The following is a 14,103-nucleotide window of genomic DNA, read 5'->3' on the forward strand; positions in this document are numbered from 1 at the left end:
GACAGCAGTTATCAGTCGTTGATCAATTTCCCCGTACGAATCGGTTCACGCCCGGCGACTTTAGCCTGCCAGATACCCGGCTGCGTATAACGTCCACGGTCCAGGGCGAACAACACACCGCTGGTGCCGGCCCGCACGGTGGTGACCAGATCGCCCAAAGGGTCGACCACTTCAAACAGCGGATCGCCCCGCTCCACCCATTCGCCGGCCTCCCGCAGAAAACTCACCACGCCATGGTGCGGCGCGAACAGGTATTGCGTGCCTTCGAACGGAAAGCCTTCACAGCACTGCTCTGGCGCGGGCGGCCATTCCCCGGCGATGAAACCTTGCTCGGCCAGGAACCCGAGGATGGCTTCACAACTGGCCTGGGCCTGCTCCACCCGGGTATCGCCCATGCTGCCCAGCTCCAGCGTTGTCGCCAGGTTCGCCGGTGGGATTGCCGCCGCCGGAAAGGCCTTGGCCAGGCGCAACCAGGGCGCGGAGCAGGATTCATCGAACGAACTGCCGCCCGAATCCTCGCACAGCAACGCCACACCCGCTTTCAAGCGTGCGGCCAGGGAACGCCATTGCGGCCACTGTTGCGGCAAGGCGTACAAGTGGATAGCGGCCTCGAAATCGCAATGCAGATCCAGGGTAATGTCGGCGTCGCAGGCGTGGCGCAGCAGCAGGCGATGCAGCGCTTCGAGTTGCGAGGGAGGTGGCGGCAGGTCATCGAGGACCTCGGTCATGGCCTGGCGGATCAAGGTGATATTGGCAGCCGGATCGTCGCCCAGGCGCTCACCGATACGCTGCGCCACCGGTGCGCTGAGCTCCACGAAGGAACGGTTGAAATTCTTGCCGCTGCCCAGTTCGAAACGCCCCATGTGGGCACTTTGCAGGTGTTGATCCAGGCCGATGGGGTTGGCCACCGGCACCAGTTCGATCACGCCCTTGAGCATGCCCTGGGCTTCCAGGTCGTTGAGCCGCTGCTTCAGCTCCCAGGCGGTGCGCATGCCCGGCAGTTCATCGGCGTGCAGGCTGGCCTGGATGTAGGCCTTGCGCGGGCCGTGGCCGTAACGAAACACACTGAGCCGGCGTTCGGTGCCCAGGTGACTCCATGGCAAGGTATGGTCGATGCGTTGCATGAGGAACTCCGAATGGCGGCATGACGATAGACGCAGGGTAAACAATCGCCCATGAAAAAGGCGGCCGGCCGGGTCAACGGCGGGCCACCTGGGGTTCAGCGATTAATGCCCATAGACATCAAAGGCGAAGTATTTGTCTTGCACCTTCTTGTACGTGCCGTTGGCGCGGATTTCGGTGATGGCCGCGCTGAATTGATCGGCCAAGGCCTTATCGCCCTTGCGCACCGCAATGCCGGCGCCGCCGCCGAAGTATTTCGCGTCTTCATAAGTCGGGCCGACAAAAGCGAAGCCCTTGCCAGCGTCGGTCTTCAGGAAGCCTTCGTCGAGGGTGACCGAGTCGGCCAGCGTGGCGTCGAGGCGACCGGAGACCATGTCCAGGTTGGCTTCCTGCTGGGAGCCGTAGCGCACCAGGTCGATCCCGGCGGGTACCAGCACTTCGGTGGCGAAACGGTCGTGGGTGCTGGCGCGCAGCACACCGACTTTCTTACCCTTGAGTTCGGTCAGCGGATCCTTGACCGCGGTGCCTTCCTTCATCACGAAGCGCGCCGGGGTGTGGTAGTACTTGATGGTGAAATCAACGTTTTTCTTGCGATCGTCGGTGATGGTCATGGACGACAGGATCGCGTCGATTTTCTTCACTTTCAGCGCGGGGATCAGGCCATCGAACTCCTGCTCGACCCAGACGCACTTGACCTTCATCTGTTCACACAGCGCATCGCCGATATCGACATCGAAGCCGGCCAGCTTGCCGTCGGGGGTTTTCATCGAAAAAGGTGGATAACCGGCTTCGATCCCGAGGCGGATCGGCTTGGCGTCTTCGGCCACGGCCGACAGGGACAATACGGACAGTGCCAGGGCACCGAACATGGCTAGCTTCTTCATTTTCGCTCCTGAGTGCGCAGGTATTTTATTGGATCGTTATAGGCAGATTCATAGCAGCGTTCGGTCAGCAAAAACCGAAGTGGCCGGGAGTCTAGAGGGGCACTCAGGAGGGAAATTATGTTGAGGCGACAAATAGTTATAAAAACAGCCAGGTGCGTCCGGCGGTCACAGGATTTGCGAAAAGCCTGACAGGGAAACACTCCAAAGGCAGGTACACACCCTGTGGCAGATAACCCCTGTGGCGAGGGAGCTTGCTCCCGCTGGGCTGTAGGAGCTGTCGAGCGAAGCGAGGCTGCGATCTTTCCAAGGCTGGTTGAGCATCAAGCGAAAGATCAAAAGATCGCATGCTTCGCCAGCTCCTACAGAGCCCAGCGGGAGCAAGCTCCCTCGCCACAAAAGCCTGGTTGCAGGAGGAGTCAGCAATCGCAGCTGATCGCCTCGTCCGCCACGCGCTCCACCGAGCCGGTCAGGCGAAAGCCTTCATCGAGCCAGCCCATGACTCCGCCGATCATTTCCTTGACCGGGTAACCCAAGGTTGCCAGGCGCACCGCCGCCTTGTTCGCGCCATTGCAATGGGGACCGGCGCAATACACCACGAACAAGGTGGTCTTGGCATAGGCCGCCAGTGCCTGGGCGGTGAGCGTGCGGGTCGGCAGGTTGATCGCCCCGGGGACATGGCCGCGCTCATAGGCCAGCGGTCCGCGAACATCCACCAGCACAAAATCGACATGACCGGCCTGTTGACTGGCGTGGACGTCGGAACAATCCGTTTCGAACGACAAGCGACGGCTGAAATGCTCCAAGGCAATATCGGAAGGGGCGGCAGGCACTTCGCGAACCAGGCTGGTCATGGGTGTGTACTCCAAGGGTAGATAAAGGCGTGGAGAGACTTTATCCCCCCGATGCTTGCCGCTACAGTGGCGTACAAGACACTCTGTGGGAACTTTCCGACAAATGCAGCCTATCTCGGGTTTGGTCGCGATCCTCGCCTACGACGGCCTGTGCACCTTCGAATTCGGTGTCGCCGTCGAGATTTTCGGATTGGAACGGCCGGAATTCAATTTCCCTTGGTACGAGCATCGGATCGTCGCGGTCGATGATGGCCCGATGCGCGCCATGGGCGGCTTCCAGGTATTGGCCGATGGCGGCATGGAACTGCTCGAAACCGCCCGGACCATTGTCATACCAGGCTGGCGCAGCCGCAGCGAGCCACCGTCCCAGGCGCTGCTCGACGCATTGCGCAGGGCCCATGCCCGTGGGGCGCGCCTGTTGTCGATCTGCTCCGGCGCCTTCGTGCTGGCCGCCGCCGGCCTGCTCGATGGCCTCGGCGCCACGACTCACTGGCGCTACACCGACGAACTGGCCAAGAGCTTTCCCGCCGTGCGGGTCGACCCGGATGTGTTGTACGTCGACTCGGGGCAGGTCATTACTTCGGCGGGCAGCGCCGCCGGCATCGATGCCTGTCTGCACCTGGTGGCACGGGACTATGGCCTTCAGGTCGCCAACACCGTGGCGCGCCGGTTGGTGATGACACCGCAACGGACCGGCGGCCAGGCGCAGTTCATCCCCTCGCCGGTCAGCCGTACGCCACGCAGCGACCTGTCAAGCGTCATGCAATGGGCCCGCGAGCGCCTGCACGAACCCCTCGGCGTGCGCGAGCTGGCCAGCCAGGCGGCCATGAGCGAACGCACCTTCCTGCGCCACTTCACCCAGGCCTGCGGTGTGTCGCCCAAGGCCTGGCTGCAACACGAGCGCCTGGCCCGGGCCCGGGAGCTGCTGGAAAGCACCGGCGACAACACCGACAACATTGCGCAACTGTGTGGTTATCGCTCGGTGGAAAGCTTTCGCGTGGCGTTTCGCAGCGTGGTGGGGTTGGCGCCGTCGGTGTATCGGGAACGGTTTGGGCGGGGATGAAGATGCCGGGGGATCATGCCCCTCCGTGGCGAGGGAGCTTGCTCCCGCTCGACTGCGCAGCAGGCGCTGTAGGAGCTGCCGAAGGCTGCGATCTTTTATCTTTCCCTTGGGACTCAAGTGCCTAGGGAAAGATCGCAGCCTCGTTGCACTCGACAGCTCCTACAGGCCCAGCGGGAGCAAGCTCTCTCGCCACAGGGTGAGGTGCAAGCGTCATCGTGGCTTACGCAACAAATACGTATCCATGATCCACCCATTGGCCTCTCGCGCGGCCTTGCGGGTGCGTTCGATGTCATCGGCCACGTCTCCCAGCCGGCCGGCGATCAGAATTTCATCCGGCATTCCCACATAGGCGCCCCAATAAATCTGCGTATCGGGATCGCTGGCCTGGCGATAGCCATCCTCGGCATCGAGCATCACCACCACACTGGCTGCATCGCCCACCTGCCCCGCCACCAAACGGCGTCCGGTGGTGATTTCCAGCGAACCGCCAATAGTGTTCAACGGCACTTTGTGCCGGGCGGCCAGGGCCTGGAGACTGGTGATGCCGGGGATCACCTCGAATTCGAAAGCGCAGCGGCCCGCCTCGAGAATCGCCTGCAGGATGCGCACGGTACTGTCGTACAACGCCGGATCGCCCCACACCAGAAAACCGCCCCGCTGGCCGCAGGACAGTTCTTCATTGATCAACCGTTCGAAGGTGGCCTGTTTGGCGCGATTCAGCGCTTCGACGCTGTCCTTGTAGTCCAGCTCGCCGCGTTGGCGTTCCGGGCTATAGGCTTCGACGAAACGGTAGGTCCGATCAACGATGTAGCGTCGACAGATTTCACGCCGCAGGTCCAACAGCTGGTCCTTGGCCGGGCCCTTGTCCATAAGGAAGACCACGTCCAAGCGGTTCAAGGCTTTCACTGCCTGCATCGTCAAGTGGTCCGGATCGCCGGTCCCAATACCAATGACGGATAACTGCTTCATCGCGGCGACTCCTGGCCAGGTTCCTGGGCGCGCAATCGCCATACGCCGTTGAAACGCAACTCCAGGGTGGACAACGGTTCGATGTCGATCCGGTTGAACGTGGCGGCCGGGCAACCCAAGACGGTCATCAGCGCGGCACGAATCACGAAGGGGTGGGTGACGGCCAGCAGATGCCCCGGTCGGGCCTCCAGACTGGCCAGCCAGTTTGCAACACGGCGACACAACCGGGCGACGGATTCACCACCATGGGGAGCCGCCTCGGCATCGTCGAGCCAGGTTTGCAGGGCCTGCGGTTCAACCTTGAGCAATTCATCGATGGACAATCCGCGCCAGCGTCCAAGGTCACAATCGGCCAGGGCCGGGTCCACCTGAGGCTCGTCGCCGAACAGCGCGGCGGTCTGGCGAGTGCGCAGCTCCGGCCCGCAGAGCAGTTGCCTGACGTTTCGATAGCCATGCTCGACCTGCCCACGGCGCCCCAGCCAGCCGGCGTCCAGGGCTTCGTCCAGACCGAAGCGCGCCTGCTTCTGGGCAACGGTGCGGGCGTGGCAGATCAACGTCAGGCGAGTGGTTTTCACACTGGATTCTCGGGTAATCGGACGGGGCCCATGGGCGGATTATTCACGCGTTTAGTTGTACAGCACCTTATACGAAATCAAATAACTGAGACAAAAAGGTGTTATTTCCGACGACTCCATGAGCAACGACTGACATACCAGGCCCACCTGACCAAGACCAATTCCTACAGGGCTTTCGCACAACTTTGGAGCATTTTAAACGGAACGTAAAAACCACTGGACATGTAGCACTAGCTACATAAATACTGTTTTCAGGAGTTATGAAAGAAAACCAACATTCATCCAGGCAAGGAGCACGGATGCCGCCCCTCAGAGACCTGATCACCGATCCCGGCCTGGTATTGACGCCGTCGGAACGCAAGGTCGTACGTGCCCTGCTCGATCATTACCCACGCAACGGCCTCGGTCCGATGTCACGCCTGGCAGACCATGCCGGTGTCAGCGACCCGACCATCGTGCGGCTGGTGAAAAAACTCGGGTTTGGCGGTTATGCCGAATTCCAGGATGCACTGCTCAGCGACATGGACCATCGCTTGCGCTCCCCCCGCACCCTGTTGCAACCGCGGGCCAAGTTGCAGCAAGGCGATACGTGGAGCCAGTACCTGGCCGCCAGCCAACGCAACCTCAGCGACACCCAGGCGCTGACCCAACCCGAAGACGTGCGCATTCTCGTGCAGTGGTTGCTCGACAGCCGCCATCAGGTGCATTGTTTCGGCGGCCGTTTCAGCAGCTTTCTTGCCCATTACTTGCTCAATCATTTGCGGCTGCTGCGCGCCGGCTGTTTTGCCCTGGAAGACAACGCCCAACTGCCTGACCGCCTGTTCGACGTGCAGCGCCAGGACGTGGTGCTGATTTTCGATTACCGTCGCTACCAGGCCCAGGCCCTGCGCGTGGCCAGCGCGGCCAAGGCGCGGCACGCCCGGGTCGTGCTGTTCAGCGACGTCTATGCTTCGCCGTTGCGCGAGCTGGCGGACCTGATCATCAGCGCCCCGGTGGAATCGGTCTCGGCCTTTGACAGCCTGGTGCCGGCGCTGGCCCAGGTCGAGGCCCTGATCGCCTGCCTGACCCTGCAATGCCCTGAGCTGGCCGAACGCCTGGAAGGTATCGACGCCTTGCGCACGGAATTCAACACGCACCTGTTGGAGGAAAAATAAGGATGTTCTCGCTCCCCCATCGCTCGCCCCGGGATTTGCCGTTCACTCGTCAACACACGGCATTGCTGTTGGTGGACATGCAACGCGCCTGGCTGGAACCGCAATTCGATGCCCACCTGCACAGCCCCGACGCCGCGTATTTCCTCCAGCGGGCCCGCCAGCAGGTCATTCCCAACCAGCAGCGCCTGCTCAACGCCATGCGAGACGCGCGGCAAAACGTACTGCACACCCACATCGAAAGCCTCACCGCCGATGGCCGCGACCGCTCCCTGGATCACAAGCTGTCGGACATGCACCTGCCCAAGGGCAGCCCTGAAGCGCAGATCATTGCCGAGCTGACGCCGCAGGAAAACGACATCGTGCTGCCCAAGACCTCGTCCGGGGTGTTCAATTCCACCAACATCGACTACGTGCTGCGCAACCTGGAGACCCGGCACTTGATCGTCGCCGGAATCGTCACCGACCAGTGCGTCGACATGGCCGTGCGCGACGCCGCCGACCGCGGCTACCTGGTCACGCTGGTGGAAGATGCCTGCGCCACTTACACCGAACAACGGCACCTGGCGTGCCTGAACGCGATCAAGGGCTACTGCTGGATCACCGATACCGACACGGTACTCGCTCGCCTGCAGGAGATGCAGCCATGAGCCGCCCCGACGCCGCCGCCCTCCTCGCGCCGCTGCCGGTCACGACCCTGGTGACCACCGACCTGATCGGCGTGACCCGTGGGCGCTCGTTTCCCAGCGATGAATTGCCCCACTACGTCGCTGCCGGCTGTGGCTGGGTGCCGGCCAACAGCGCGTTGACGCCCCAGGACATCATCGCCTCGACCAACCCCTGGGGCGCCTATGGCGACCTGCGGCTGGTGCCGGACCTGTCCAGCCGGGTGACCATCAACAATGGCCCCGATGCCCAAGCGCCGGCCCTGGACTTCATCCATTGCGACATTCGAGAGACCGACGGCCGGCCTTGGAGCGCCTGTCCGCGCACGCTGCTGCAGGATGAAGTGGAGCGTTATCGCAGCGAACTGGGCCTGCAAGTTTTCGCCGCCTTCGAGCATGAGTTCAACCTGGCTGCCACCCCTGTGCAGCCTGATCGCCTGGCTTTCAGCCTCCAGGCCCAGCGCCAGCAAGCCGGGTTCGCCGGCTGGTTGCTCAGCGCCCTGCGGGCCGGCGGCGTCGAGCCGGAAATGTTCCTGCCGGAATATGGCAAGCAGCAATACGAAATCACCTGCCGCCCGACCCTGGGCGTGGCCGCTGCCGACCGGGCCGTGAACGTCCGGGAAATCACCCGCGAGATCGCCCGGCAGATGGGCCTGGACGTGAGTTTCGCCCCCAAGACCTCGGAACATGCCGTGTGCAACGGCGTGCATCTGCACCTGAGCCTGCAAAACCTGAGCGCGGATCCGGTGCTGCATGACGCCGCCAGCAGCAATGGCTTGTCCAGCCTCGGCCAGCATTGGGCCGCGGGTGTGCTGCATTATCTGCCGGCGCTGTGTGCGCTGACCGCGCCGACGCCGCTGTCTTACGAGCGCCTGCAACCTCATCACTGGAGCGCCTCTTATGCGTGCCTGGGACAGCGCAACCGCGAAGCGGCGCTGCGCATCTGCCCTACCGTGAGCCTCGGCGGGAAACCACTGGCGAACCAGTACAACCTGGAGTTCCGCGCCATGGACGCCACCGCCTCGCCGCACCTGGCGATGGCCGCGCTATTGATTGCCGGACGGCTGGGCATCCAGCAACGGCTGCCATTGCAGGCGGTCACCGATGAAATACCCGATGAGCTGGATGAAACACAACGCCGCGCCCGTGGCATTATCGCCCTGCCGACAACCCTGGCACAGGCACTGGACTGCCTGCGCCACAGCGGGGCGTTGCTCGAAACCCTGCCCGGCCCGCTGGTCGAAACCTATTTCGCCTTGAAGGGCCAGGAGTTGGCCTTGACCCAGGCGCTCACACCTGCCGAGCGTTGCGAGCACTATGCACGAATCTATTGAATGTGCTGAAACGGGCCTCTACACCAGGCCAGCCTATCGATTGACCCGGGAAGACTCCGACCACCCGGTGCTGCTGGTGTGCGAACACGCCAGCCGTTTCATTCCCGTGACGCTGAACGACCTGGGCCTGGATGAAACCGCGTCCCAGGAACACATTGCCTGGGACATCGGCGCCCTGCTCCTGGCCGAACGCCTGTCCGAAACCCTCGGCGCGACCTTGCTGTCGGCCAATTACTCACGGCTGTTGATCGACCTCAACCGCCCGCTGCACGTGCCCGATAGCATTCCGGCCCAGAGCGAGATCTACCAGGTCCCGGGCAACCACGACCTGGACGAGGCCACCCGCGAATATCGCCAGCAGTGCCTGTTCCATCCCTTCCATGATCGGTTGCGTGCGTTGATCGACCAACGCCTGGCGGCCAACCGGCCGGTGCGCGTGGTGGGCATCCACAGTTTCACCCCGGTGTTCTATGGCCAGCCACGCGCACTGGAAGCCGGCGTGCTGTTCGGCGAAGCCAAGGAATATGCCCAGCACATCGTCGACGGGCTGAGCCGGCATTCGCTGCGGGCAGCGGGCAACCAGCCCTACAAGATCAACCCCCTGACCGACATGACAGTCCCGGTGCACGGCGATGGCCGCGGCCTGGATTCGGTGCTGATCGAAGTGCGCAACGACCAACTGCGCAGCCCCGAATCGGTACGGACCTGGAGCGCCTACCTGGCGCCCCTGTTGTAGAGGTGCAGCGGCAAGTTTTTAGCGACAAGCGGTAAGCAAAAGCAAATACAACAGCTGAAAAGGAAAACGGCTCATGAGCATTGAGGCATTTGGCTACAAACAGGAATTGAAACGCGGCCTGTCACTGACAGACCTGGTGGTCTACGGGATGATTTTCATGATCCCCATCGCACCGTTCGGCGTGTATGGCTACGTCAACGCCGAAGCCCCGGGAATGGTGCCGCTGGCCTACATCATCGGCATGGTGGCGATGCTGTTTACCGCGTTGAGCTACGGCAGCATGGCCCGGGCCTTTCCGGTGGCAGGCTCGGTCTATTCCTACGCGCAACGGGGCCTTAACCCACACGTCGGGTTCATCGCCGGCTGGCTGATGCTGCTGGACTACCTGCTGATCCCGCCACTGCTCTATGTCTACGCCGCCATGGCGCTGAACCATTTGTACCCGGACATTCCCAAGGTCGGTTTCATCCTGGCCTTCCTGGTGAGCGCGACCTTCGTCAACCTGCGGGGCATCACCTTCACCGCGCGGATGAATATCATCTTCCTGCTGGCACAGCTGGTGGTGCTGGGGATTTTCCTGTTCTACGCCTGGAACGCCCTGCAGGGTGGGGCCGGTCACGGCCAACTGACCCTGGCGCCGCTGTACAGCCCGGAACACTTCAACTTCGCCCTGCTGATGCAAGCCGTGTCCATCGCGGTGCTGTCGTTCCTGGGCTTCGACGCCATTTCCACCCTGGCGGAAGAGGTCAAGGGTGACCCGGGGCGCAGCGTCGGCAAGGCGGCACTGGTGACCTTGCTGGTGATGGGGGCGATTTTTGTGGTGCAGACCTGGATCGCCACCGACCTGGCGGCCGGCATGGGCTTCAAATCCGCCGACACCGCGTTCTATGAAATCGCCGAGCTGGCGGCCGGCAGTTGGCTGGCCACCTTGACCGCGGTGGCCACGGCCCTGGCCTGGGGCGTGGCGGTGGCGATCACCTCCCAGGCAGCGGTGTCGCGCCTGTTGTTCGGCATGGCCCGGGACGGCCAGTTGCCCAAGGTGTTGGCCAAGGTCCATCCGAAACACAACACCCCCTACATGAGCATCTATCTGGTGGCGGTGCTGTCGTTGCTGATCTGCTACCTGTTCATCAACGCCGTGGACACCCTCACCTCCCTGGTCAATTTCGGCGCCCTGAGCGGCTTCATGTTGCTGCACATCACGGTCATCAACCATTACTGGCGCCGCCAACAGTCCGGCCAACTGATTCGCCACGTGATCTGCCCGCTGGTCGGCTTCGTGATCGTCGCGGCCATCATGTACAACATGGGCGTGGCTGCGCAGAAGCTCGGCCTGATCTGGATTGCCGCGGGGGTGGTCTATCTGTGCCTGCTCAACAAATTCGGCAGTCGTACCGCCCTGCCCGATCCGGCAGGTCAATGAGGGGCGGCGGTCGAAAGGGTTCGGCCAGCCGTGGTTAAAACGCGTGGACATCGACAGTGATCGTCAGGCCCGGTGCCAGTCACCGGGCTCCCTGGAACAGGAGTGCAATCCATGCTGGCCTTACGTCCAGTTCAATTAGCCGATCTGCCGCAACTGCAACAATTGGCCCGTGACAGCCTGGTGGGCGTCACGTCGCTGCCGGACGATACCGGGCGTCTTGAGGAAAAAATCCTCGACTCGTGCGCCTCGTTCGCCGCCGATGTGCAGGGGCCGGGGGCGGAGAATTATTTTTTCGTCCTGCAGGACTTGGAATCCGGGCGCCTGGTGGGTTGTTCGGAGATCCTTTCCAGCACCGGTTGCAACGAGCCGTTCTACAGCCTGCGCAACCGGCCGTTTTCCAGCGAGTCCCGGGAGCTGAACATCCAGCATGGCGTGCCCGCACTGTCGTTGTGCCAGGACCTCAACGGGCAAACGCTGCTGCGTGGCTTCCACATTGACGCCGAGCGGGTGCGCACGCCGGCATCGGAGCTGCTGTCCCGGGCCCGGCTGATGTTCATCGCCGCCCACCCCCAGCGCTTTGCCGAGTCGGTCATCACCGAAATCGTCGGTTTTAGCAGCGAAGACGGCCAGTCGCCCTTCTGGGACGCCATCGGCCAGCACTTCTTCGACCTGCCCTATGTCGAAGCCGAACGATTGTGTGGCTTGCAGAGCCGGACCTTTCTCGCCGAACTGATGCCGCAGTACCCGATCTACGTGCCCATGCTCCCGCCAGCGGCCCAGGCCTGCATCGGCCGTGTCCATCCCGACGGCCAGGAAGCTTTCGATATCCTCGAACGCGAGGGTTTCGAAACCAACAGCTACGTCGATATCTTCGACGGCGGGCCGACCTTGCATGCCCGTATCGCCCATATCCGTTCCATCACGCAAAGTCGCCTCACCACCGCCAGGCAGAGCCTGCAGATTGACGCCCGCGGCCTGTACCTGGTGAGCAACGAGCACCTGGGCAGCTACCGGGCCATTATTGCCGAGCTGGACGTCAACGCCGACGGCCCGGTGGCCCTGTCACCCGCCATGCTGACCGCCCTGGACATCCAGGACGGCGCGCGGATCCGGGTGGTTGCCCTATGAGCCTCATTCGAACCCATGGCTTGCACCGACGCTTGGAACGACACGACAAAGGAGCTGCAGCATGATTGTTCGTCCGGTGGCCATCACCGATCTGCCTGCCTTGCTGGACCTGGCCCGTTGCGCGGGGCCCGGGTTCACCAGCCTGCCGGCCAACGAAGAGCGCCTCGCCCATCGTGTTCGCTGGGCCCAGCGGACCTTTGCCGGGCAAGTCGAACGCGCCGATGCCGACTACCTGTTCGTGCTCGAAGACGATGATCGACAGGTGGTGGGTATCAGCGCCCTGACTGGGGCGGTGGGGCTGCGTGAGCCCTGGTACAACTATCGGGTCGGGGTCACGGTCAGTTCGGCGCCGGAGCTGGGGATCCAGCGGCAGATCCCGACGTTGTTTCTCAACAATGAGATGTCCGGGCAATCGGAAATCTGCTCATTGTTCCTGCACCCCGAGCAACGCCACGGCCACAACGGCCGCTTGCTGTCCCTGGCACGCCTGCTGTTCGTGGCCGAGTTTCCCCATCTGTTCGGCGAAAAACTGATCGCCGAACTGCGCGGCCACGCCGACGAACAAGGCTGTTCGCCGTTCTGGGACAGCCTGGGACGGCACTTTTTCAAGAAGGATTTCAGCTACGCCGACCAGTTGTCCGGCATGGGCAACAAGTCGTTCATCGCCGAGCTGATGCCACGCCAGCCGCTGTACACCTGCCTGCTCACCGAACAGGCCCAGGCGGTGATCGGCAAGGCTCACCCGAACACCGAGCCGGCGCTGAAGATCCTCAGTGCCGAGGGTTTCAGCCATAAGGGCTACATCGACATTTTTGACGGTGGCCCGGTGATCGAGGCGCCAGTGTCGAAGATCCGCAGCGTCCGCGACAGCCAGGCGCTGACCCTGGCTATTGGCACCCCGGATGAACGCGCACCGGTCTGGCTGATCCACAACCGGCGCCTGGAAAACTGCCGTGTGACCAGCGCCCGCGCGCACTTGCATGGCCACACCTTGGTGGTCGATCGCCTCATCGCCAAACGCCTGCAAGTGCAACCGGGTGATACCGTGCGCGCCGTGGCGTTGCCCAGGCAGGGGCAACAGGCGGTGGCGGCATAGCCCGCGTATCCGTTGGCTACCGGCCTTCGGGGCCTGGGACCGTTGCTCTGATGCCATAACGGCATCGTCCATACGCATTCGTCATCATCTTTGCGCTTGCCACGTGATAGCCTTTGGATCTTTCGGCGTTGACACTTTTGCTCAAGCCTTTCCATTCCATTGGTGGAACTCATATGTCCAGGCTTTCCCATCAAGATTTGCGTCGTAACTTTCGTCAACTACTGGCTTCCAAGACCTGCTACCACACCGCCTCGGTGTTTGACCCGATGTCGGCGCGCATTGCCGCCGACCTGGGTTTCGAAGTGGGCATCCTCGGAGGCTCGGTGGCATCGTTGCAAGTATTGGGCGCGCCGGACTTCGCCCTGATCACCCTCAGCGAATTTGCCGAACAGGCCACCCGTATCGGTCGCGTGGCCCAGCTGCCATTCATTGCCGACGCCGATCATGGCTATGGCAATGCCCTGAACGTGATGCGCACCATCATCGAACTGGAGCGGGCCGGCGTTGCGGCGTTGACCATCGAGGACACCTTGCTGCCGGCCCAGTTCGGGCGTAAATCCACCGACTTGATCGGCGTGGCCGAGGGCGTCGGCAAGATTCGCGCGGCGCTGGAAGCGCGAGTCGATCCGGAAATGGCGATCATCGCCCGGACTAACGCGGGGATCCTGCCGGTGCAGGAAATCATCAGCCGGACCCAGCAATATGAACGTGCCGGGGCGGACGGGATTTGCATGGTGGGCGTGCAAGACTTCGATCATCTGGAGAAAATCAGCGAAAACCTGACGGTGCCGCTGATGCTCGTCACCTATGGCAACCCGTTGCTGCGCGACGACAAGCGCCTGGCCGAACTGGGCGTGCGCGTGACCATCGACGGCCACGGCGCCTACTTCGCCGCGATCAAGGCGACCTATGACAGCCTTCGCGAACAACGGCAGATCTTCACCCAGGCCTCGGACCTCAGCGCCACCGAACTGACGCACACCTACACCCAGCCCGAGGAGTACATCCGCTGGGCCGAGGAATACATGAGCGTCAAGGAATAAGCGGACTCGCCCCCACAGGATCAGCCTGTGGGAGCAAAGCTTGCTCGCGATGGCGTGGCATCT

General features: G+C 62.6%; 14 protein-coding genes. 9 read left to right on the plus strand and 5 right to left on the minus strand.

The window, feature by feature from the left end; genetic code table 11:
* Positions 1-11 precede the first annotated feature (11 nt).
* The 3 genes from M1D99_RS19485 to M1D99_RS19495 form a co-directional block, all read right to left on the minus strand.
* A complete protein-coding gene (locus M1D99_RS19485; RefSeq protein ID WP_434571147.1) occupies positions 12-1,124 on the minus strand; it encodes a succinylglutamate desuccinylase/aspartoacylase family protein in 1,113 nt (370 codons plus the stop codon).
* A gap of 102 nt (positions 1,125-1,226) precedes the next feature.
* Complete coding sequence (locus M1D99_RS19490) at positions 1,227-2,006, minus strand: ABC transporter substrate-binding protein (protein ID WP_186710055.1); 780 nt, start codon at positions 2,004-2,006, stop codon at positions 1,227-1,229.
* Between the two features lie 416 nt (positions 2,007-2,422).
* Positions 2,423-2,857, minus strand: a complete 435-nt coding sequence (locus M1D99_RS19495) for a rhodanese-like domain-containing protein (protein ID WP_186730695.1) — start codon at positions 2,855-2,857, stop codon at positions 2,423-2,425.
* A 103-nt stretch (positions 2,858-2,960) separates the two neighbouring features.
* On the opposite strand from M1D99_RS19495, the gene ftrA reads away from it, so the two are divergent.
* Complete coding sequence (ftrA, locus tag M1D99_RS19500; RefSeq protein WP_434571150.1) at positions 2,961-3,920, plus strand: transcriptional regulator FtrA; 960 nt, start codon at positions 2,961-2,963, stop codon at positions 3,918-3,920.
* Positions 3,921-4,130: 210 nt separating this feature from the next.
* Here the strand turns inward: ftrA and cobF are convergent, their stop codons facing one another.
* Positions 4,131-4,889, minus strand: coding sequence for a precorrin-6A synthase (deacetylating) (cobF, locus tag M1D99_RS19505; RefSeq protein WP_458130641.1), 759 nt, complete (start codon positions 4,887-4,889; stop codon positions 4,131-4,133).
* Positions 4,886-5,464: a histidine phosphatase family protein gene (locus tag M1D99_RS19510; protein ID WP_434571154.1), complete on the minus strand. Its 579-nt coding sequence runs from the start codon at positions 5,462-5,464 to the stop codon at positions 4,886-4,888. The genes cobF and M1D99_RS19510 overlap by 4 nt, the downstream gene beginning before the upstream one ends.
* A 299-nt stretch (positions 5,465-5,763) precedes the next feature.
* On the opposite strand from M1D99_RS19510, the gene M1D99_RS19515 reads away from it, so the two are divergent.
* From M1D99_RS19515 to M1D99_RS19550, 8 genes are all read left to right on the plus strand, one after another.
* Positions 5,764-6,618, plus strand: coding sequence for a MurR/RpiR family transcriptional regulator (locus M1D99_RS19515; protein WP_053183441.1), 855 nt, complete (start codon positions 5,764-5,766; stop codon positions 6,616-6,618).
* Between the two features lie 2 nt (positions 6,619-6,620).
* Positions 6,621-7,265, plus strand: coding sequence for an isochorismatase family cysteine hydrolase (locus tag M1D99_RS19520; protein WP_458130642.1), 645 nt, complete (start codon positions 6,621-6,623; stop codon positions 7,263-7,265).
* The gene (locus M1D99_RS19525) at positions 7,262-8,614 is read left to right on the plus strand and encodes a type I glutamate--ammonia ligase (protein ID WP_434571158.1); all 1,353 of its coding nucleotides are present in this window, start codon (positions 7,262-7,264) and stop codon (positions 8,612-8,614) included. Before M1D99_RS19520 ends, M1D99_RS19525 begins: the two co-directional genes overlap by 4 nt.
* The gene (locus M1D99_RS19530) at positions 8,598-9,350 is read left to right on the plus strand and encodes an N-formylglutamate amidohydrolase (RefSeq protein ID WP_458130643.1); all 753 of its coding nucleotides are present in this window, start codon (positions 8,598-8,600) and stop codon (positions 9,348-9,350) included. Before M1D99_RS19525 ends, M1D99_RS19530 begins: the two co-directional genes overlap by 17 nt.
* 73 nt (positions 9,351-9,423) lie before the next feature.
* On the plus strand, positions 9,424-10,773 hold the full coding sequence (locus tag M1D99_RS19535) for an APC family permease (protein ID WP_250964611.1): 1,350 nt from the start codon (positions 9,424-9,426) through the stop codon (positions 10,771-10,773).
* A 111-nt stretch (positions 10,774-10,884) separates the two neighbouring features.
* Positions 10,885-11,901, plus strand: coding sequence for an arginine N-succinyltransferase (locus M1D99_RS19540; protein WP_186730701.1), 1,017 nt, complete (start codon positions 10,885-10,887; stop codon positions 11,899-11,901).
* A gap of 61 nt (positions 11,902-11,962) precedes the next feature.
* Positions 11,963-12,997: an arginine N-succinyltransferase gene (astA, locus tag M1D99_RS19545; protein WP_434571162.1), complete on the plus strand. Its 1,035-nt coding sequence runs from the start codon at positions 11,963-11,965 to the stop codon at positions 12,995-12,997.
* Between the two features lie 173 nt (positions 12,998-13,170).
* The gene (locus M1D99_RS19550; protein ID WP_053120909.1) at positions 13,171-14,040 is read left to right on the plus strand and encodes an isocitrate lyase/PEP mutase family protein; all 870 of its coding nucleotides are present in this window, start codon (positions 13,171-13,173) and stop codon (positions 14,038-14,040) included.
* Positions 14,041-14,103 lie beyond the last annotated feature (63 nt).

The organism is Pseudomonas sp. R3-41 (genome assembly GCF_054161485.1).